General features: G+C 66.6%; 18 protein-coding genes. 11 read left to right on the top strand and 7 right to left on the bottom strand.

Translation table 11 applies throughout. The features are described 5' to 3' along the window. Nucleotides 1-107: 107 nt before the first annotated feature. Nucleotides 108-1,985 carry an ABC transporter ATP-binding protein gene (locus tag QRM60_RS02490; RefSeq protein WP_228436059.1) on the bottom strand — a complete coding sequence of 626 codons (1,878 nt, stop codon included), beginning with the start codon at nt 1,983-1,985 and terminating at the stop codon, nt 108-110. A gap of 234 nt (nt 1,986-2,219) precedes the next feature. On the opposite strand from QRM60_RS02490, the gene QRM60_RS02485 reads away from it, so the two are divergent. The 4 genes from QRM60_RS02485 to QRM60_RS02470 all read left to right on the top strand — a co-directional run bounded on the left by QRM60_RS02485 (nt 2,220) and on the right by QRM60_RS02470 (nt 5,841). Further along, on the top strand, nt 2,220-3,737 hold the full coding sequence (locus tag QRM60_RS02485) for a fumarate hydratase (protein ID WP_014507279.1): 1,518 nt from the start codon (nt 2,220-2,222) through the stop codon (nt 3,735-3,737). A 47-nt stretch (nt 3,738-3,784) separates the two neighbouring features. Then, nucleotides 3,785-4,354 (top strand): hypothetical protein, encoded by a 570-nt coding sequence (locus QRM60_RS02480; protein WP_285445540.1) that lies wholly within the window; start codon nt 3,785-3,787, stop codon nt 4,352-4,354. A 28-nt stretch (nt 4,355-4,382) separates the two neighbouring features. Further along, entirely contained in the window at nt 4,383-5,018 is a 636-nt protein-coding gene (locus QRM60_RS02475; protein ID WP_285445539.1) for a glutathione S-transferase family protein, read from the top strand. 184 nt (nt 5,019-5,202) lie between these two features. Beyond that, nucleotides 5,203-5,841: a carbonic anhydrase gene (locus QRM60_RS02470; RefSeq protein ID WP_172666351.1), complete on the top strand. Its 639-nt coding sequence runs from the start codon at nt 5,203-5,205 to the stop codon at nt 5,839-5,841. A gap of 193 nt (nt 5,842-6,034) precedes the next feature. On the opposite strand, the gene QRM60_RS02465 is transcribed toward QRM60_RS02470, so the two are convergent. Beyond that, nucleotides 6,035-7,165 (bottom strand): phospholipase A, encoded by a 1,131-nt coding sequence (locus QRM60_RS02465; protein ID WP_285445538.1) that lies wholly within the window; start codon nt 7,163-7,165, stop codon nt 6,035-6,037. A gap of 166 nt (nt 7,166-7,331) precedes the next feature. Further along, on the bottom strand, nt 7,332-7,817 hold the full coding sequence (locus QRM60_RS02460) for a DUF456 domain-containing protein (protein WP_011036612.1): 486 nt from the start codon (nt 7,815-7,817) through the stop codon (nt 7,332-7,334). 228 nt (nt 7,818-8,045) lie between these two features. Between QRM60_RS02460 and QRM60_RS02455 the strand changes: the two genes are divergently transcribed. Then, nucleotides 8,046-8,261: a cold-shock protein gene (locus tag QRM60_RS02455; protein WP_003483561.1), complete on the top strand. Its 216-nt coding sequence runs from the start codon at nt 8,046-8,048 to the stop codon at nt 8,259-8,261. Nucleotides 8,262-8,337: 76 nt separating this feature from the next. Here the strand turns inward: QRM60_RS02455 and QRM60_RS02450 are convergent, their stop codons facing one another. Beyond that, a complete protein-coding gene (locus QRM60_RS02450; RefSeq protein WP_011036613.1) occupies nt 8,338-8,820 on the bottom strand; it encodes a glycine zipper 2TM domain-containing protein in 483 nt (160 codons plus the stop codon). 119 nt (nt 8,821-8,939) lie between these two features. Next, nucleotides 8,940-9,368, bottom strand: coding sequence for a cytochrome c (locus QRM60_RS02445; RefSeq protein WP_115576795.1), 429 nt, complete (start codon nt 9,366-9,368; stop codon nt 8,940-8,942). Between the two features lie 48 nt (nt 9,369-9,416). Here QRM60_RS02445 and QRM60_RS02440 point away from each other — a divergent pair, with 48 nt between their 5' ends. Beyond that, nucleotides 9,417-10,247, top strand: a complete 831-nt coding sequence (locus QRM60_RS02440; protein WP_285445537.1) for a tRNA threonylcarbamoyladenosine dehydratase — start codon at nt 9,417-9,419, stop codon at nt 10,245-10,247. 45 nt (nt 10,248-10,292) lie between these two features. Here the strand turns inward: QRM60_RS02440 and QRM60_RS02435 are convergent, their stop codons facing one another. Both QRM60_RS02435 and QRM60_RS02430 read right to left on the bottom strand, forming a co-directional pair. After that, a complete protein-coding gene (locus QRM60_RS02435; RefSeq protein ID WP_285445536.1) occupies nt 10,293-11,060 on the bottom strand; it encodes a TatD family hydrolase in 768 nt (255 codons plus the stop codon). After that, nucleotides 11,060-11,275 carry a DUF6116 family protein gene (locus QRM60_RS02430; protein ID WP_076036054.1) on the bottom strand — a complete coding sequence of 72 codons (216 nt, stop codon included), beginning with the start codon at nt 11,273-11,275 and terminating at the stop codon, nt 11,060-11,062. Before QRM60_RS02430 ends, QRM60_RS02435 begins: the two co-directional genes overlap by 1 nt. 144 nt (nt 11,276-11,419) lie before the next feature. Here QRM60_RS02430 and QRM60_RS02425 point away from each other — a divergent pair, with 144 nt between their 5' ends. The 5 genes from QRM60_RS02425 to asnB all read left to right on the top strand — a co-directional run bounded on the left by QRM60_RS02425 (nt 11,420) and on the right by asnB (nt 18,990). Further along, nucleotides 11,420-12,196 carry a glycine zipper 2TM domain-containing protein gene (locus QRM60_RS02425; protein WP_011036618.1) on the top strand — a complete coding sequence of 259 codons (777 nt, stop codon included), beginning with the start codon at nt 11,420-11,422 and terminating at the stop codon, nt 12,194-12,196. Nucleotides 12,197-12,370: 174 nt separating this feature from the next. Then, complete coding sequence (locus tag QRM60_RS02420) at nt 12,371-13,534, top strand: acyl-CoA dehydrogenase family protein (RefSeq protein WP_285445535.1); 1,164 nt, start codon at nt 12,371-12,373, stop codon at nt 13,532-13,534. 92 nt (nt 13,535-13,626) lie between these two features. Then, the gene (locus QRM60_RS02415) at nt 13,627-16,173 is read left to right on the top strand and encodes a DUF3857 domain-containing protein (protein WP_285445713.1); all 2,547 of its coding nucleotides are present in this window, start codon (nt 13,627-13,629) and stop codon (nt 16,171-16,173) included. A 227-nt stretch (nt 16,174-16,400) separates the two neighbouring features. After that, nucleotides 16,401-17,024, top strand: coding sequence for a glutathione S-transferase family protein (locus tag QRM60_RS02410; RefSeq protein WP_285445712.1), 624 nt, complete (start codon nt 16,401-16,403; stop codon nt 17,022-17,024). 22 nt (nt 17,025-17,046) lie between these two features. After that, the gene (gene asnB, locus QRM60_RS02405) at nt 17,047-18,990 is read left to right on the top strand and encodes an asparagine synthase (glutamine-hydrolyzing) (protein ID WP_285445534.1); all 1,944 of its coding nucleotides are present in this window, start codon (nt 17,047-17,049) and stop codon (nt 18,988-18,990) included. Nucleotides 18,991-19,040: the final 50 nt, after the last annotated feature.

Here is a 19,040-nt window from a genome sequence, read left to right as displayed (position 1 = left end):
AGTGAGCGAGTGGGCCGAGCATGTTGGATCAGCACGCTCATTCCCTCTCAGCCGCGGGAAGCTGCGTCTGACCATTCCCGAATCCCCATTCCCGATTCCCGCCCCAATCACCGATACCCCGCCGCCTGCAGCTCAAACAACTCCGCATAGCGCCCGCCTTGTGCCATCAGTTCCGCGTGGGTCCCGCTTGCTTCGATGCGGCCATTAGCCAGTACCAGGATGCGGTCGGCCATGCGCACGCTGGAAAAACGGTGCGAGATCAGCACCGCGGTGCGGTTGTCGGACAATTCCTTGAAACGCTGGAACACTTCGAACTCGCTGCGCGCATCCAGTGCGGCGGTGGGCTCGTCCAGGATCATCAGCTGCGCATCGCGCATGTAGGCGCGCGCGATGGCGATCTTCTGCCACTGCCCGCCCGACAGGTCCACGCTGTTCTTGAAGCGCCGCCCCACCAGTTGGTTATAGCCATCGGGCAGGCTGTCGATCAGCTCGGTGGCCATCGCGCGTTGCGCGGCGGTGCGGATGCGATCGGTGTCGTCCATCGCATCCACCTGGCCCACGCCGATGTTCTCGCCAATGCTCAGGTGGTAGCGCACGAAATCTTGGAAGATCACGCCCAGGTTGGCGCGCACATCGTCCAGGTCGTAATCGCGCAGGTCGCGGCCATCGAGCAGGATGCGGCCTTCGTCCGGGTCGTACAGCCGCGCCAGCAGTTTCACCAAAGTCGTTTTGCCGGCGCCGTTTTCGCCGACCAGCGCCAGCACTTCGCCAGCGCGCAGCTCGAAATTCAGATGCCGCATCGTCCAGTGTTCGGCCTCCGGGTACCGGAAGCCCACGTCCTCGAACACGAAGCCCTGGCGGATCGGCCGCGGCACCGGCAGCGCGTTCGGGCGCGAGCGGATCTCCGGCACGATGTTGAAGAACGAATACAGATCGTCCAGATACAAGGCTTGCCCGGCGACCTGCGAAAACCCGATCAACAGGCCCTCCAGTAACTGGCGCAGGCGCAGGAAGCTGCCGGCGAGAAAGGTCAGATCGCCGATGCTGAAATCGCCGCGCACCGTGCGCCAGGCGATGTAGCCATAGGCCGCGTAATAGCCCAGCGTGCCCAGCGCCGCCAGCAGCGCGCCCCACAGCGCGCGCTTGCGTGCCAGCGCGCGATTGGCCTGGAAGAACTTGTCGGCCAGCCGGCGGTAGCGCGTAATCAGAAACCGGTGCAGGTTGAGGATCTTCACTTCCTTGGCGGTTTCGACGCTGGCACCGACCTGGCGCAGGTAGTCGAGCTGGCGGCGCTCCGGGGTCCACTGGAAGTTGAGCGAATAGCCCAGCGCATTGAAATGCGCCTCGCCGATGAAGGCCGGAATCAACGCAATGGCCAGCAGCACGATCAACCAGGGTGCATACACCAGCAGGCCAACCGCCAGGCTGGCCACGGTGATCGCATCCTGCACCTGGCCGAACAACTGGCTCATCAGGTTCATGCGGTTCATGGTCTGGCGGCGTGCGCGATCCAGCTTGTCCTGCCGGTCGGGGTCTTCGAAATCCTCCAGATCCAGCTGCGCAGCGTGTTCCATCAGCCGCACGCTGGCCGCGTTGTTGAACAACTCCGAGAGCAACGCATCGGCGTAACCGACCAGGCGGCCGAGCAGGTCCGAGCCGATCGCCAGCGCCAGTTCCAAAGCCAGCAACTCCAGCAGCCGGTTGAGCCGGCCGCTGGCCAATGCCTGGGTCAACGAATCGAATGCCGGCGGTTGGCCCACCAGGTGGATCGCCTCGTCGATGATCAGCTTGCCGATGTACAACGTGGCGATCGGCATCAACGCGCGTAGCACGCGCAAGCCGATGCTGCTGGCGCTCAACCAACGGCTGGTCTGCCAGATCTGGCGCAGGAAGGGCGGCAGGTTGCGCAGCGCATCGAAGCGCTCGCGCAGGGTGGGGCCGGTACGGGGGGCGGGCGCGCTGGCGCCGGGTCGGGATGCTGACATGGGCATAGTGTGCCGGGGGCCGCGTGCGCTGCGGGTGTTGGGGCGCCACAGCGGAGCAGGGCGGGCCGTACGTTGCCCGCCCGCGCCCGCGATCAGGTGCGGCGCCGCGAGCGCCCACACGTCCATGCGCGGCGCGATCGCCGCGTGCAACGCTGCCTTCTCCTGGCTGCGCCGGTCCGGCCGGCGGTTTGGACTAAAATGCCCGGATTGCCCCCGCCAGCCGTAGAGCCAGCCGTGACCTCGATCAAGCAGGAAGACCTCATCCAGTCCGTCGCCGATGCGCTGCAGTACATCAGCTACTACCACCCGGTCGACTACATCAAGAATCTGTCCGCCGCCTACGAGCGCGAAGAGTCGCCGGCCGCCAAGGACGCGATTGCGCAGATCCTGATCAACTCGCGCATGTGCGCCGAAGGCCACCGCCCGATCTGCCAGGACACCGGCATCGTCACCGTGTTCCTGGAAATCGGCATGAACGTGCGCTGGGACGACGCCACGATGGGCGTGGAAGACATGGTCAACGAGGGCGTGCGCCGCGCCTACAACCACCCGGACAACAAGCTGCGCGCCAGCGTGCTGGCCGACCCGGCCGGCAAGCGCGCCAACACGAAGGACAACACCCCGGCGGTGGTCAACACCAAGATCGTGCCGGGCGACCATCTTGAGGTGATCGTGGCGGCCAAGGGCGGCGGCTCGGAGGCCAAGAGCAAGTTCGCCATGCTCAATCCCTCCGATTCCATCGTCGATTGGGTGCTCAAGACCGTGCCGACCATGGGCGCCGGCTGGTGCCCGCCGGGCATGCTCGGCATCGGCATTGGCGGTACCGCCGAAAAGGCCATGTTGCTGGCCAAGGAAGCGCTGATGGAGCCGATCGACATCGTCGATCTGCAGGCCCGTGGCGCCTCCAATCGCGCCGAAGAATTGCGCCTGGAGCTGTACGAAAAGGTCAACGCGCTGGGCATCGGTGCCCAGGGTCTGGGCGGCCTGACCACGGTGCTCGACATCAAGGTCAAGGACTACCCGACCCACGCCGCCAACCTGCCGGTGGCGCTGATCCCGAACTGCGCGGCCACCCGCCATGCGCACTTCACCCTGGATGGCAGCGGCCCGGTGATGCTGGACCCGCCTTCGCTGGAAGACTGGCCCAAGCTCACCTACAACCCGACCAACGCGCGCCGGGTCAACCTGGACACCATCACCCGCGAAGAAGTGGCCAGCTTCAAGCCGGGCGAAGTGGTGCTGCTCAACGGCAAGCTGCTCACCGGCCGCGATGCCGCGCACAAGCGCATGATCGACATGCTCAACCGCGGCGAGACCCTGCCGGTCGACTTCACCAACCGCTTCATCTATTACGTTGGCCCGGTCGACCCGGTGCGCGACGAAGTCGTGGGCCCGGCCGGCCCGACCACCGCCACGCGCATGGACAAGTTCACCCGCCAGATGCTCGAACAAACCGGGCTGCTGGGCATGGTCGGCAAGTCCGAGCGTGGCGATGCGGCGATCGACGCCATCCGCGACAACAAGGCCGTGTACCTGATGGCGGTCGGCGGCTCGGCGTACCTGGTGTCCAAGGCGATCAAGGCCGCACGCGTGCTGGCCTTCGAAGACCTCGGCATGGAGGCGATCTACGAGTTCGAGGTCAAGGACATGCCGGTGACGGTGGCGGTGGATTCCACCGGCGAATCGGTGCACAAGACCGGCCCGCGGCTGTGGCAGTCGCGCATCGGCAAGATTCCGGTGGTGGTGGAATAAGCAAACCTGGAACGGCGACGCACACCCACTGCGTCGCCGTTTTCAGTTTGGGCACCGCGTATATCTGTTGTTCGCACGCGGTGTTTGTGCGCTGGAAAAGATGCCTGCATGCGTGTCTTACGTGGCAGGACGGCCCAACAGGAACGGGCTATGCTCGGGGTGCACATGCCAGCACCCTCAGGAGAACAGGAATGCTCCGCCTCATTTGCCTTGCCGTCTTGGTGTGCGCCAGCCTGCCGCTGGCAGCGCAGCAAAAGACCCAGCCCACCGCGCTGTTTCCTTCCGGCAACTACGCGCCGCAGCCCACCGCACCGGTGCCGTTTGCCGAGAAAAAGCCGCTCAAGCCCAGCGACACCGCGACGCGCTTTGACGGCCCCTCGGTGATGGAGCGCTGCATCGCGCAGTGCAACCGCAGCGCCGCGCAGTGCAACGCCGACCGGCCAAGCGAAAGCAATTGCCGCATGGCGGTTGCACCGCGCGGAAAGAGCTGCGACGCAACCCAGAATCCGGCGCAGCGGGCCAATTGCATGGCGCAGGTGTTCGATTGCACCCAGCAAAGCGATGCCAATCGCTGTGAACCGCACAAGCTTGCCTGTTTGCGTTCCTGTACCAACTAGTCCTGTCCCACCTAACGAGCGAGCCTGCATGACCACGACGCTGTACCACGCCCCCAGCACCGCCGCCCTGGTCGTGCACTGGATGTTGATCGAACTGCAGGTGCCGCACGTGCTGCATCCACTGGACTTCGACCGGCGCGAGCAGAAATCCCCCGCGTATCTCGCGCTCAACCCGGCCGGCGTGGTGCCGACCCTGGTGCTGGAGGGACAGGTGATGACCGAAGCGGCGGCCATCGTGCTGCACCTGGCCGACCTGCACCCGCAGGCGGGCTTGGCACCGCCGCCGGGGACGCCGGCACGCGCGGCGTACTACCAGTGGATGTTCTTCTGCGCCAACACCTTGCAGCCGGCGTATCGCGCCTGGTTCTACCCGGACGAGCCGGCCGGCGCTGAGCAGGTCGACGCTGCGCAAGCGCAGGCCCGGCAGAAACTGGAGGCGGCCTGGGCGCAGGTGGACGCGCACCTGCAGGCGCACGGCCCGTATCTGCTGGGCGACACGCTATCGGCGGTCGATTTCCTGCTGACCATGCTGATGCGCTGGTCGCGCAATATGCCCAAACCCACGGATACCTGGCCCGCCTTGCACGCGCATGCCCAGCGGATGAAGGCGCGGCCGGCATTCCAGGAGACCTACCGGCGCGAGGGCCTGACCGACTGGACCTGAACCGCGAACGCGCAGGCGAAGCGGTGTGTCGATAGTTGCAGTTGAGTCCGCTGGGTTATGCCTGCCCAGGTGTACGATCGCGAGACACACAGAGAACAGGGGCTCTACCATGTTGCAGTCCGTATCGCGTCGCAAACTGTTGCAATGCGCATGTTGCGCACCGGTGGCTGCTGCCGCTGCCTCATTGCCGTTCTCGCTGCGCGCTGCGCCCAGCAAGAAAACTGACCTCACCGCCGAACAGGCGCTGCAGGTGCTGCGTGACGGCAACAAGGCGTTCGTCGAGAACCGCCCCAAGAAGGTGATCTCCGACGGCAAGCGCCGACTGGAGCTTGCGCTTGGGCAGACCCCGTTCGTGATCCTGGTGTCGTGCTCGGATTCGCGCGTGCCGCCGGAGCTGCTGTTCGGCCGCGGCCTGGGCGAAATGTTCATCGTGCGCAATGCCGGCAACACGGTAGACACCACCGCCCTGGGCTCGATCGAATACGCAGTGAGCCAGCTCGGCGTGCCGTTGGTGGTGGTGATGGGGCATGAAAGCTGCGGCGCGGTGGCGGCGGCGGTGTCGGTGGTCGAGCAGAACGCGTTCTTCCCCGGCGCGATCGGCGCGATGATCGAACCCATCGTTCCGGCCGTGCTGACGGCAAAGAGCCAGGGCGGTGAAGACCTGCTGGCGGCATCGGTGAAGGCAAACGTCAAGCGCACCGTGGACCGCCTGCGTGGTGCGTCCGAGCCGGCACTTCTTGAACCGCTGCGTGGCGGTAGCTGCCGTGTGGTTGGCGCCTACTACACGCTCAAGGACGGCAAGGTCGATTTCTTCGACGTCTGAGGCGGTGGCAACACGCAGGTGTGCGGCGTTTTCTGCTCCTGCTGCTGCGCTGAAACATCTGAATTGAAAAAGCCGGCAGCGATGCCGGCTTTTTTCATGGCAACTGATTGTGCCGTCGCTGCTGCGACAACATCGGCCTCCAGGATTTACCGCCGGCGTTGACGGGCCTGCGTGCACCCATGCGGCCGACGCATCAGAACCATTCCAGCAACGACACGCCCACGCCCACATAGGTGGCCTTGTGGTTGTAGTCGATCAGGCTCTCGCCATAGCCGTCGAACACCTGCACGTGGCCGCGCAACAGGTTGGTGATCGGGAAGCCGTAATCCAGTTGCACCGAGCCGTGCGAGCGGTCGCCGCCACGCAGCGAATGCCGGGCAATCAAGGCGAATTCGTGGCCATCCTTGTTATAGACCAGGGTGGCGTCGCCGCGGCCCATGTAATCCTCGATGTCCGGATTATTGTCGTCGGCACGGTCTTCCTTGATACGGAACCACGGGCGCAAGGTCAGCGCCCAGTTCTCGCGATCCAGGCCGATGTTGAGGATCACCCGGTTCCAGGAACGCGACAGCGGGTCTTCGCGGCCGTTGGACATGTGATTGATGCTGATGCCGCTCATGCGGCCTTTCCAGCCGAAGATGCTGTAGTTGTTGCGAAACACCAGCATCGCTTCCGGCTCGTAATTGGTCTCGCGGAACGGGCGCGAGGCATCGGAGTTGTAGGCCTGCCAGCGCGAGCTCTGGGTATAGCCCATCCAGATATCGCCGTTGTCGCCGAACAGATCCTCAACCACCTTGGTCTTGAAGCTCAGCTGGAACTTCAGCTCGGCGCTGTCCAGTTGCTGCGGCGTGCTGACCGAGTTGGCCGGGTTCGGCGATTGCGGCGTGCGGTTGGTGTCGCTGGTCCAGAATGCCGGCAACAGATAGACCGGCTTGTAGCCGCGTAACTGGAAGGTGCCCAGCTTGGAATCCTTGGCCAGCTCCCAACGGCGATCCAGCAGCGAGCCGCGGCCGGCATTGGCGACCGCTTCTTCCTTCGGGTGGTCCTGGCCGTCGGCGCGGAAGAAATCGCCCACGCGGCTGATCTTGCGGGTGTCTTCCGATTTGGCGGCCTGCTTGGCCAACTGCGCGGCGGCATCTGCCTCCTGCACGGCCTGCGGGGTATATCCCAGCGCCTGGTCGTAGCACGCCAGACGCGCGGCATCCGAAGTCACGGAGGTACAGGCCTGCGGCGATGCCGGCTGCGGAGCGATTTCCTGCCCATGCGCCAACGGCGCAGCGGCCAGGGCGATCAGCATTAGGGGACGGGTACGGTGCTTGGACATGGGTGCTGGCCGAGGTGGAGGCGCCACACAGGCGCAGAAGGACGCAGGATAACGGTCGCGTCTGCATAAGCCATGTGTACACGGCGGCATAACAAGTCGGACGCGACCGCGGCCGCGGAGCTGCCGATGAAGCACGCGCCGTCGCCGGCCCGCGGTTGTTGTCGCCTCAGAAAAACCAGGCGATCGCGAACACGCCCAGCATGCACATGCCCAGCGCCAGCTTGGTGGCAGTGCCGAAGACGATGCCCAGCCAGGTGCCGATCCCCACCTTGGTAGCCTGGCCGGTCTTGCGGGTCTGCCAATACTCGCCGATCCACGCGCCAGCGAAGGGACCCACGAACAGCCCGATCGGCATGAAGAAGATTCCGGCAATGGCGCCGATCACCGAGCCCCACAGCGCGAGCTTGCTGGCGCCGACCCGCTGCGCGCCGTACACCGTGGCCAGGAAGTCGATCAGGAAGGACAGCGCCGTCATGACGCCCAGCACCACCAGCGCAACCCATCCCACATGCGCGAAGCCGTCCGCCCAGGCCGCCAGCAACAGGCCGGCAAACACCAGTGGCAACCCGGGCAAGGCCGGCAGGATCACCCCGGCAAGCCCGACCAGGACCAGCACGCCGGCCAGAATGTAGTAGACGACGGTGGTGTCCATGATGGTCTAGAAATGTCCTATTTCAGGGTTGACAAAAATGCGCAAGGGGTGCTTGAAATTTCGTTTTGTGCGGGTTAAGTTGCAGCCGCAGCTGTTTGCCGGGGTCACAGTGAATCGTGGCCTGATGCGGTAGATCGACCGATCCGCTACATCCTTGTACCTCGCTTCCTCCTTGCAACCAGCCACCGCCGCCAATTCCATACACAGTGTCGTAGGGAGTCAGTCGAGATGTCCAACATCGAACGCGAAAATGGTGTCGTGAAGTGGTTCAACGATGCCAAGGGCTTCGGCTTCATCAGCCGCGAAAATGGCGAGGATGTGTTCGTGCATTTCCGCGCGATCCAGATCCAGGGCTTCAAGAGCCTCAAGGAAGGCCAGAAAGTCAGCTTCACCGTCGTGCAAGGCCAGAAGGGCCTGCAGGCCGACGCGGTGCAGGTGGTCTGAGCACAGGCATTGCGCAGACGGCAGAAAGGCCCGTTGCCGGGCCTTTCTGCTCAGGACGGCGTTAAGCGGCGTGCGCTTAGCGCAGCACGACCTTGCCGTTGACCACGCGCACATAGGCGTTTTCGCGCACGCCGGCCAGGTCGCGCTGGTTGACCATGATCACGCGGCCATCGTCCATGCGCACCTGCACGTCGTAGCTCTCGCTGGTGACGTTGTTCTGGATCGCGTTGCCCGCCAGGGCGCCCGCAGCGGCACCGGCAACGGCAGACACGTTCTTGTTGCCCTTGCTGCCACCGGTCTCCTTGGAGATCTGACGGCCAGCGACCGCGCCGACAATGCCGCCGAGTACCGCGCCGGTGCCGGTCGGAGCGCTGCGGGTGGGGCCAACCTCATCGATGCGGGTGACGATGCCGCAATCCACGCAGCGGTTCTGCTGCGAGTAGCCGCCCTGGTCGTAGCCGCGGTCGCCGCGATAGCTGCCGTACTGGGGCTGGGAGGTGGCACAGCCGACCAGGGTTGCGGTGGCGGCCAGGCCAATGACGAGCAGTCGGGTCTTCATGAGGTCTCTCCAGGAATTCGGTAGGCGGTCGGGGCCGCGGCGACGTCATCCTGTGATGGTCCAGGTGAACGGCCTGCCAACTGGATCACTCCAGGCTTAACGAAACCCGAGCGAGGCCTTCATCGAAAGTCACGGTGGCAGGCCTCACAGGCCTCGGAAATCTGCGCTCGCGCCTGTGTCAGCGCAGTGCAATCAAGGTTCGGCGCGTGCAGTGGCGCAGCGATCGCAGCGCGCAGTGCCTGCGCGTGTTCTTCAAAGCGCCGGTCTTCGCCCAGGTCGCCGAACACCGGCTCCAGGTCAGTGGCCAGCAGCTGCAGCGTCTGCAGCCGCGCGTGTTGTCTGGCGGGTTCACAGCTGCCGCTGGATGGGCCGGGCAGGGCGCGCAGTTGATGGTCCATGACCTGCATCAGGCTGTCCGGCACCGGGTCGCGCCGTGCCTGCAGCGTGCGCGCCACCATCACCGTGCAGACCAGGCCGATCAGTACGCCCAGCACGAGAACGAACACATAGCGTGTCGCATGGGATTGCGCGGGAGGCGGTGCGGACATGGCTGCTCCAGGTGAGCGCGCCTTGGATGGGGCGCGTAAAATAGGCCGATGAAAGCACAATGGCGTGAACGCTTTGCCGGTATCGACCGGCTGTACGGAGTTGGCACGGTGGAGCGGCTGGCCGAGTGCCGGGTCGCGGTGGTGGGCATGGGCGGGGTGGGCTCGTGGGTGGTGGAGGCGCTGGCCCGCACCGGCGTGGGCCATCTGCGGCTGATCGATGCCGACGATCTATGTGTGTCGAACACCAACCGGCAGCTCCCGGCGCTGGCCGGCCAGTACGGGCGCAACAAGGCGCGCGCAATGGCCGAGCGCTGCGTGGCAATCAATCCGGAGATCGATGCCGATGCGGTGGAGTCATTTCTCACCGCCGGCAATATCGAGAGCCTGCTGGGCGAGGGCTTCGATCTGGTGATCGATGCCTGCGACAGTTTTCGCGTGAAAGTCGAAACCATCGCCTGGTGCCGGCGTCGCAAGCTGCCGCTGCTGACCGTGGGCGCGGCGGGCGGGCGCACCGATCCGACCCTGGTGCGTGTACGCGATGTCTCGCGCACCGAGCACGACGCGATGCTGGCACTGATCCGCAAGAAGTTGCGCAGCGACTTCAACTTTCCGAAAAGCGCCAAGCGCTACTTCGGCGTGCCGGCGGTGTATTCGCTGGAGAACGTGAAATACCCGCAAGCCGATGGCAGCGTCTGTGGCATTCGTCCGCAACTGGGCGCCGATGCCGCGCTCAAGCTGGACTGCGGTGCCGGGCTGGGCGCGGCCACCCACATCACCGGCACGTTCGCCTTCGTCGCGGTCGGCAAGGCGCTGGAGATGTTGCTCAAGCCCAAGAGCGCGACAGCGTTGCCTGCCGCAGCGGATGCGGCGGCGTCGTAGCGTCTGGCCGCTGGTCTGCCAGTGATGGCGTGCTACTGCACGTCGTCAAGCCGGCAAGCCAAACAGCCGCCGCGCATTGGCGCTGGTCTGCGTCGCGATCGCTTCGGCCGGCTCGCCGCGCAGCTGCGCGATGCAGTCCAGCACGGTGCGCAGACGCGCCGGTTCGTTGCGTTGCCCGCGAATCTCTGCGTCCGGTTGGTCGGGCGCATCGGTTTCCAGCAGCAGATGCTGTAGCGGCATCTGCGCGGCCAAGCCGCGCAGGCGATTGGCGCGCGGATAGGTGACCGGCCCGCCAAGGCCGATCATGAAGTCCAGCTTCCACAATTGCTGCGCCTGTTCCGGGCTGCCGGCAAAGCTGTGCACCACGCCGCGGATGCCGCCTACCGCCTTGATGCGCGCAATGACCTCCTCGACGGCGCGGCGCGCATGCACGATCAGCGGCAGATCGAAGCGCTTGGCGAGCTGTAGCTGGCCATCGAAGTAGTGCCGCTGGGCCTGCGCATCCAGGCCATCGAGAAAGAAATCCAGGCCGCATTCGCCGATGGCGCACGGGCGCTCGCGCGCAATCCACTCGGCCAGCAATTCCAGATGTTCGGGGCGGTGCTGGTCCAGAAAGATCGGGTGCAGCCCGTACGCGGGATGCAGGCCCGGCGCCAGCGCGCAGGCTTCACGCAGGCCCGGCCAGCTGGCGGCGGTGATCGCCGGCACCACCTGCTGCATGACGCCGGCGGCCTGTGCCCGCGCAATCACCGTGGCGCGGTCGGCGTCGAACTCGCCTGCGTCCAGATGGCAGTGGCTGTCGATCAAGGGCATCAGTCGCGCCGCACCGGCGCAGGCAGCGGTGCCTTGCGCGTCTTCCAGTTGGCAAGCAACAACGTACTCAGGCCGAACAGCAGTTCGTCCAGGAACGGAATGGGATCAGGCACCACCATGTCGACCAGGAACAGGGCGGCCGCCAGCTTGAACAAAGTGGGATATCGCAGCTTGCTGGCCCAGTCCAGGGCGCGTGAAGTCAGTGGATTACGCATGCGCAGGCTCCTGCTGTTAGCGATGCATGAAGTAACCGCTAGCTGAACTTAACTGCGGCATTCATGAGCGAGGGCGTTTTTGTTCAGGGTTCCCGTGCTGGAATCACGCCGTCAACAACGCGGCGTGTCCGCACGGAGCTGGTCATGAAGAGCAATACGACAACTATACTGGTCGCTGCTGGAGCGTTGCTGGTCGGAGGCGTGGCCACGGCTGCCTTCATGAATAACCGCCCGTCCTCGGGTGATTTCGTCGCCAACGGCGAGCCCGCACCGCGCGGCCTGGAATATGCCGATGTGGTGAAGGTTGCGCCGATCACCGAGCGCGAGCCGCAGTACGCGCAGGTCATCAACAGCAACGCCATTCGCGAAACCACCACCAGCTCCTCGCCGCGCGAAGTCTGCCGCGACGTGGTGGTGCAGGAGCGCCTGCCCGAGCGTGACGGTAACGTCGGCGGCACGGTGGCCGGTGCCGTGATCGGCGGTCTGCTGGGTAACCAGGTGGGCGGCGGCAACGGCCGCAAGCTTGCCACCGTGGCCGGTGCAGTGGGTGGCGGCATGGTCGGCAACCGCGTCGATCGCAATCACGTCGGTGGCCGTGTGGTCGACCGCACCGAGCGCCAGTGCCATACCGAAAATGCCAACTCGCAGTCCTCGCGCGTGGTCGGCTATGACGTGACCTACCGCAATCAGGATGGCACCACCGCCACCATGCGCATGGACAGCAAGCCGGGCGAGCGCATTTCGCTGGGCGATGCCGACAACGTGGTGGGCTACGACGTGACCTACCGCTATGACGGTTTCGAGAAGACCGTGCGCATGAACGACAAGCCGGCCAGCGAGCGCTTGCCGGTGGTGGATGGTCAGCTGGTGACGCAGACCGCGTCGGCCGTGGACCGCCCGAGCAGCAGCACCCGCCAGTAAGCGCCAACGCGCACCAGCAGTTGGGTGCGCAGTAGAGAGAAGAGCCGGCATTGCCGGCTCTTCTCGTTTGTGCGGACGCCGCGGCGCTGCCCGCACACAGCGCTCGCGTATGGATGGCCGCCTGTGGACGGCGCAACTGGCAGATAATCGCCGCATCCCACCTGGAGGCGCGCAATGCCGGTACGGCCTGATGACTTGTTCGACGTGCGTGCGCAGCTGAGCGATGACGAACGCACGGTGCAGGATGCGGTGGCACGTTTCACCGATGCGCGGGTGCTGCCCGGCATCGGCGAGGCCTTCGATGCCGCGCGCTTCCCGCGTGAGCTGGTGCCCGAGTTGGCAGCGCTGGGCTTGCTGGGTGCCAGCCTGCCAGTGAGCGAGGGCGGCGCCGGCCTGGGCGCGGTGGCGTACGGGCTGATCTGCCAGGAGCTGGAGCGCGGCGATAGCGGCCTGCGTAGCTTTGTCAGCGTGCAATCGTCGCTGTGCATGTACCCCATCCATGCCTATGGCAGCGACGCACAACGGCGCCAGTGGCTGCCGGAGATGGCCGCCGGCCGGGTGATCGGCTGTTTCGGCTTGAGCGAGGCGCAAGGCGGTTCGGACCCGGCGGCGATGACCACGCGCGCGGTGCGCGACGGTGACGGTTGGCGGCTCCGTGGCGCCAAGATGTGGATCACCAACGGCAGCATCGCGGATCTGGCAATCATCTGGGCGCATACCGACGACGGCGTGCGCGGCTTTTTGGTGGACACCCGCAGCGAGGGTTTCCGTGCGCAGGACATCGGCCACAAGATGAGCCTGCGCGCCTCGGTCACCTCGGCGGTGTTCCTGGACGATGTCTTCGTGCACGAGCAGCAACGCTTGCCGGATGCGCTGGGATTGAAGGCGCCGCTGGGCTGCCTGAGCCAGGCGCGCTTCGGCATCGCCTGGGGCGCCATCGGGGCGGCGGTCGCCTGCCTACGCGAGGCGCTGGCCTACAGCGGCGAACGCATTCTGTTCGGTCGGCCCCTGGCGGCCACGCAAAGCGCGCAGATCAAGCTGGCCGACATGGCGCGCCGGATCGCCACCGCGCAACTGCTGGCGCTGCAACTGGGGCGACTGAAGGAGGCCGGCACGCTGCGCCCGGAACAGATCTCGCTGGCGAAGTGGAATAATTGCCGCATGGCACTGGATGTGGCGCGCGAGTGCCGCGACCTGCTTGGGGCGGCGGGGATCACCACCGAGCACGTGGCGATCCGGCATGCGCTGAATCTGGAATCGGTGATTACCTACGAGGGCACCGAAACCGTGCATCAACTGGTGGTAGGACGGGCCCTGACCGGGCTCAATGCGTTCTGACGAGGAGTGGGTGCTTGATCGGCAAGGATGTGATGCAGCGCCTGCGTGGCGTGTGGTGGGGAGTGTGGGGGTGCCTGGCCGTCGTTGCGGTGCTGGCGGTGCCGGCCGCGCAGGCCAGTGATGCGCCGCGTATGGCGCCCGCGCCGGCGTGGGTGGTGGCCGACGCCGTGCCGGACAAGGTGGCCGGCACCAGCGGCTTGCGCTATGAACTGGTGTCCGACCAGATCGATCTGACCGGCCGCGCGCCGCAGGCGTACCGGCGGCTGAGCTACAGCGTGCGGCGCGAAAAAGACCTGGAGGAGGCCGGGCAGATCTCCATCGACTACCAGCCGCAGTACCAGCAACTGGTGCTCAACAGCCTGGAGGTCTGGCGCGACGGTCGCCGGATCGACATGCGCACGCAGGCGCATTACGCGCGGCTGCGCCGCGAGAGCGGCTTGGAGGAAGGGCTGATCGATGGCGCAGTGACGCTGTCGATCACCGTGCCGGACCTGCGCGTGGGTGACCGTGTCGACTACGGCGTGACCCTCACCGGCAGTAACCCGGTGTTTGGTCAGGGCTATTACGACGTCTTCGATGCGCGCTACGGCGTGCCCTTGGGCGAGCGCCGGGTGCGCGTGCGCTATCCCTCCACGTTGTCGTTGCAATGGAAGATCGCCGCGCCGGGCTTCAGCCGGCATGTCAGCAGTGCCGACGGGGTGACCACGCTGGAGATTGCCGCGAGCAATATTGCCGCGGTGCAGCCGGAGAAAGATGCCCCCGACGATGTCGACCCCTATGGCGTGATCGAAGTGTCGACCGCCGGCAGCTGGGGCGCGGTGGCGGCATGGGCGCTGCAGCTGTACCCGCACGCGTTCAAGGATGCGCAGGTGGCCGCCGCCATGGTGCAGAGCCTGCAGCTGCGCAACACCGATCCTCAGGGCGCGCTGCTGCGCGCAGTGGCCTTCGTGCAGGGCGAGATCCGCTATGTGGGCCTGGACATGGGCGAGAACTCGCACGCCCCGCATGCGCCGGAGGTGACGCTGCGTAACCGCTACGGCGACTGCAAGGACAAGGCCACGCTGCTGATCGCGCTGCTGCAGCTTGCCGGCATCCGCGCCGAGCCGGTGCTGGTGCACAGCGAGCGCGGGCATGGTCTGGAAAACCGCCTGCCAAGCCCGTATGCCTTCGATCATGTGGTGGTGCGCGCGCATCTGCCGCAGGGCGAGGTATGGGTGGATGCCACGCGCGACCGCGAGCAAGGTCCACTGGCGCAGCGCCGCCCACTGCCGTTCGTGCGCGGCTTGCCGGTGCTTGCCGGGCAGACCGAGCTGGTCGCGGTGCCCGCGCCGCGGCCGACGGTGCCGCAGGTCGAGGTGGAAGAAGACATCCATATCGCTATGGGGGATTCGCCGCGCGTGGCGACCTTCAGCGTGGCCACGGTGTATCGCCAGGGCTACGGCGATCCGGTCGCGGCGCGGTTCGACGCCGACGGTGCCGAGGCGGTGGGCGAACGCTATCTGGAGTACATGCAGCAGTACTACACCGCGCTGACCCAGGAGGAGGAGCCGACGCTCACCCAGCCGGACGATCGCTCGCAGGCGCGCACCAACGAGTCCTACCGGCTTGAATGGGCCAAGGACGAAGGCGACGAGGTCGGCTTCCCGCTGTTTCAGCTCAGCGACTGGATGGACACGCTGCCAAGCGCCGCGCGAAAAAGCCCGCTGGCCCTGGAAGGCCCGCGGCTGGCGCGCCAGACCGTGCGTGTGCATGTGACGCCTGCAATCTCGGTAAAGGCGCAGCGCGATGAGGTAACCAACCCGTGGTTCCGCTTCTCGCGCACCGTGGCCATGCGAGATGGCACCTTGGAGATCGTCGGCGAGTGGCAGCGGTTGTCCGACCGCATTCCCCCGAACGGCATCAAGCGTGCGGCGGCCGACATGGAGCGTGCGCGCGACCTGCTGTATTTCAACCACGATCTGGCAACGCCGGCGCCGCGCGCGCCAACCAACTGGCGCGCACTGCTGCAGCCGATGGCAGCGCTGGGGGCGTTGATCGTGCTGCTGTTGGGGTGCGTGGTGTGGTGGCGCCTCGGTGGACTGGGCGGAATGCTGTTCGACCCGTATGCCGTTGCGCAACGCATGCCGCAGCAGCCAGGCCTGCGCTGGAGCGCGTGGATCACCGCAGCGGTCTCTGCGACATTGATGGCCTGGATGCTGTTGCAGAGCTGGCCACTGTGGGCGCGGCTGGCAGGCGGCATCGGCGTCTATGCGCTGGCCGTGCTCGGTGGCGTGTTGCTGAAGCCGGTGTTGCGCTGGATGGGCAGCACCGCGTCGCTGGGCCGCGTGCTGCCGGCCGCCTTGGGCAGCGCCTTGCCGTGGCTGGTCTGCCTGCTGGCCGGGCTGGTGGCGCTCGCTGGCGATGTCACGTTGCTGCGGACCGGCGCGCGCAACGGGGCGGAACTGGCGCAACTGGCGATGTACGTGTTCGTGCTGCTGCTGGGTGCGCTGTGGTGGGCGATTGCCGCGCTGCAGGCCGTGGCCGGCGCGGCGCACTGCAGGCGCGCCCGTGCGTTCGGGGCGCTGGCCTTGACTGCGTCGCTGCTGGGCATGCTGGTCGCGGTGATTGGTGTGCCGCTCGCGTTATGGGTGATGCGCTGATCGGCGTGCGGTCTGCAAGGCGTTGATGGATCCAGCCGATACAACGCCGCAATGACGGCAGGGCGCCCGCTGCAGGCCATCTACTTCGCTGCGGGCGGCAGTAGGCAGGTGGATGACCGGCAGATGTGCCCTGCCGCGTGCGCCCGCGGCAGGGCTTTGCAAAGCCGCGAAGGGCTGTGACACTGCCAGCCCCTCGTTGCTGCCGCGGAGTCAGCGTGACCTCGACCGTGCGTCCCCCCCTGACCGTGCATGGCATGTCCAGCTCGGGCAACTGCTACAAGGTGCGTCTGCTGCTGGAGCAGCTCGGCAGCCGCTACCACTGGGTCGAGGTCGATAGCGCTTCCGGCGAGACCCGCACGCCCGAATATCTGGCCAAAAATCCCAACGGCAAGGTGCCGATGGTGGAACGCGACGACGGCCGCGTGCTGACCGAATCCAACGCCATCCTGTTCTGGCTGGCCGAAGGCACCCCGTACCTGCCCACCGACACCTGGCAACGCGCGCAGGCGCTGAGCTGGATGTTCTTCGAGCAGTACAGCCACGAGCCCTATGTGGCGGTAGCGCGCTTCATCAGCCTGTGGACGCCGCGCGATGCCGCACGCCGTGCCGAGCTGCCGCAGCTGCGCGCGCGTGGCGAGCAGGCGCTGGGGGTGATGGAACAGCACCTGCGCCAGCACGCCTGGTTCACCGGCGCCGACTACGGCATCGCGGACATCGCGTTGTTCGCCTATACCCATTGCGCCGAAGACGGCGGCTTCGATCTGGAGCGTTGGCCGGCGATTGACGGCTGGTTGCAGCGTGTGCGCGCGCTGCCGGGCTTCGTGGCGATGCCTGCGCCGGTGAGCGCATGAGCGGCCGGCAGGAGCACTGACGATGTGTGGATTGGCAGGACTGTTGCTGGCAACACCGCGCATGCACGGCGAGCAGCTGGAAGCATTGGTGCGGCCGATGGGCGGCGCCCTGCGCCACCGTGGCCCCGACGATGCCGGCACCTGGTGCGATGCACAGGCCGGCGTTGCGCTGGCCCATCAGCGCCTGAGCATCCTGGATCTCTCTCCGCTCGGCCATCAGCCGATGCGCTCGGCCGACAGCCGCTACGTGCTGGTCTACAACGGCGAGATCTACAATTTCGCGCAGTTGCGCGCGGCGCTGGCGGCGCTCGGGCACCGCTTCCGCGGGCATTCGGACACCGAAGTGCTGCTGGCCGCAGTGGTGGAGTGGGGCCTGGACGACACCCTGGCGCGCTGCAACGGCATGTTCGCGCTGGCGCTGTGGGACGAACGCGACCATTGCCTGTCGCTGGCCCGTGACCGCGTGGGCAAGAAGCCCCTTTACTACGGCTGGGCCGGTGACACGCTGGTGTTCGGCTCCGAGCTCAAGGCGCTGTGGCAGCACCCGGATTTCGACAACGGCGTGGACCGCGATGCACTCACCCTGCTGTTGCGGCTGGGCTATATCCCGGCGCCGGCCTGCATCCACGAACGTACCTTCAAGCTGATGCCCGGGCGGGTACTGCGGCTGGACGCCCAAGCGGTGGCCGCCGGCGCCGCCGCACACCGGCCCGACCAGGCCCAGCAACCGTTCTGGAATGCACGCGAGGCCATGCAGCGTGCGCTGGCCGCGCCATTCACCGGCACCGATGCCCAGGCCGAAGAGCAACTCGATAGCGTGCTGCGCGATGCAGTGGCGCTGCGCATGGTGGCCGACGTGCCGGTGGGCGTGTTCCTGTCCGGCGGGACCGATTCGTCGATCGTCACCGCGATGATGCAGGCGCAGAGCGACCAGCCGGTGCACACCTTCAGCATCGGCTTTGAGGGCTCGCACCACGACGAAGCCCCGCTGGCGCGCGAAGTGGCCACGCACCTGCACACCGATCACACCGAGCTGTATGTCAGCGGCGCCGATGCGCTGGCGGTGGTGCCGAGCTTGCCGGACATGTTCGACGAACCGTTCGCCGACGCCTCGCAGGTGCCCACCGCGCTGGTGGCGCGGTTGGCGCGCGGTGGCGTCACCGTGGCGCTGTCCGGCGATGGCGGCGACGAGCTGTTCTTCGGGTATGGGCGCTACCAGCGCGCGCTGCGCAACTGGCGCATGCACGGGCTGGTACCGGCGCCGCTGCGGCGGCTGATGGCGGTGGCAGCGCGCAAGAGCGGCGAAGCCTCACGCACCGGCGGGCTGGCGGCACTGGTGGCCGAAGCGGGCGCGCGCGGCATCGGCGACATCTACCGCAACCGCATCTCACGCTGGCGCGACCCGGCCGCGGTGGTGCTGGGTGCGACCGAGCCAGACAGTTTCTACAGCCTGGCCGATCCGCTGCACGGCTCGGGCACGCCGGCCGACGCAATGATGCTGGCCGACTTCGCTGCGTATCTGCCGGACGATCTGCTGTGCAAGGTCGACCGCACCACCATGGCGGTGGGGCTGGAGGCGCGCGCGCCGCTGCTGGACTGGCGCGTGGCCGAGTTCGCTTGGTCGCTGCCGCTGTCGCTCAAGTACCGCGACGGGGTCAGTAAATACCTGCTCAAGCGCGTGCTGTGCCGCTATCTGCCCGAGCCGATGGTCTACCGCGGCAAGCGTGGCTTCGGTGCGCCGGTGAGTGCGTGGCTGCGCGGCGACCTGCACGGCTGGGCCGACGATCTGCTGGCACACGGCACGCTGCAGCGCGAAGGCGTGTTCGCTGCCGATACCGTGGCCGGGCTGTGGCGCGACTTCAATGGCGGCGAGCGCAAGTGGCACACCCACCTGTGGACGGTGCTGATGTTCCAGGCCTGGCAGGACCACTGGCGCGCGCAGCGGGCCGCCATCGTCCGGTCGTAGCGCGGGCGGCGCTTCACCGGGTGTGCGCGCCACGCTGCCTACAGTGGGGC

Origin of the sequence: Xanthomonas sp. fls2-241-TYG-148, assembly GCF_030208815.1 — a bacterium.
Lineage (GTDB): Bacteria > Pseudomonadota > Gammaproteobacteria > Xanthomonadales > Xanthomonadaceae > Xanthomonas > Xanthomonas campestris.
This window is presented reverse-complemented; position numbering and strand designations above follow the sequence as displayed.

Coding starts and splice junctions, on each gene's coding strand:
- QRM60_RS02490 (WP_228436059.1), bottom strand. CDS start 1,985: ATGTCAGCATCCCGACCCGGCGCCAGCGCGCCCGCCCCCCGTACCGGC.
- QRM60_RS02475 (WP_285445539.1), top strand. CDS start 4,383: ATGACCACGACGCTGTACCACGCCCCCAGCACCGCCGCCCTGGTCGTG.
- QRM60_RS02465 (WP_285445538.1), bottom strand. CDS start 7,165: ATGTCCAAGCACCGTACCCGTCCCCTAATGCTGATCGCCCTGGCCGCT.
- QRM60_RS02460 (WP_011036612.1), bottom strand. CDS start 7,817: ATGGACACCACCGTCGTCTACTACATTCTGGCCGGCGTGCTGGTCCTG.
- QRM60_RS02455 (WP_003483561.1), top strand. CDS start 8,046: ATGTCCAACATCGAACGCGAAAATGGTGTCGTGAAGTGGTTCAACGAT.
- QRM60_RS02450 (WP_011036613.1), bottom strand. CDS start 8,820: ATGAAGACCCGACTGCTCGTCATTGGCCTGGCCGCCACCGCAACCCTG.
- QRM60_RS02445 (WP_115576795.1), bottom strand. CDS start 9,368: ATGTCCGCACCGCCTCCCGCGCAATCCCATGCGACACGCTATGTGTTC.
- QRM60_RS02440 (WP_285445537.1), top strand. CDS start 9,417: ATGAAAGCACAATGGCGTGAACGCTTTGCCGGTATCGACCGGCTGTAC.
- QRM60_RS02435 (WP_285445536.1), bottom strand. CDS start 11,060: ATGCCCTTGATCGACAGCCACTGCCATCTGGACGCAGGCGAGTTCGAC.
- QRM60_RS02430 (WP_076036054.1), bottom strand. CDS start 11,275: ATGCGTAATCCACTGACTTCACGCGCCCTGGACTGGGCCAGCAAGCTG.
- QRM60_RS02425 (WP_011036618.1), top strand. CDS start 11,420: ATGAAGAGCAATACGACAACTATACTGGTCGCTGCTGGAGCGTTGCTG.
- QRM60_RS02420 (WP_285445535.1), top strand. CDS start 12,371: ATGCCGGTACGGCCTGATGACTTGTTCGACGTGCGTGCGCAGCTGAGC.
- asnB (WP_285445534.1), top strand. CDS start 17,047: ATGTGTGGATTGGCAGGACTGTTGCTGGCAACACCGCGCATGCACGGC.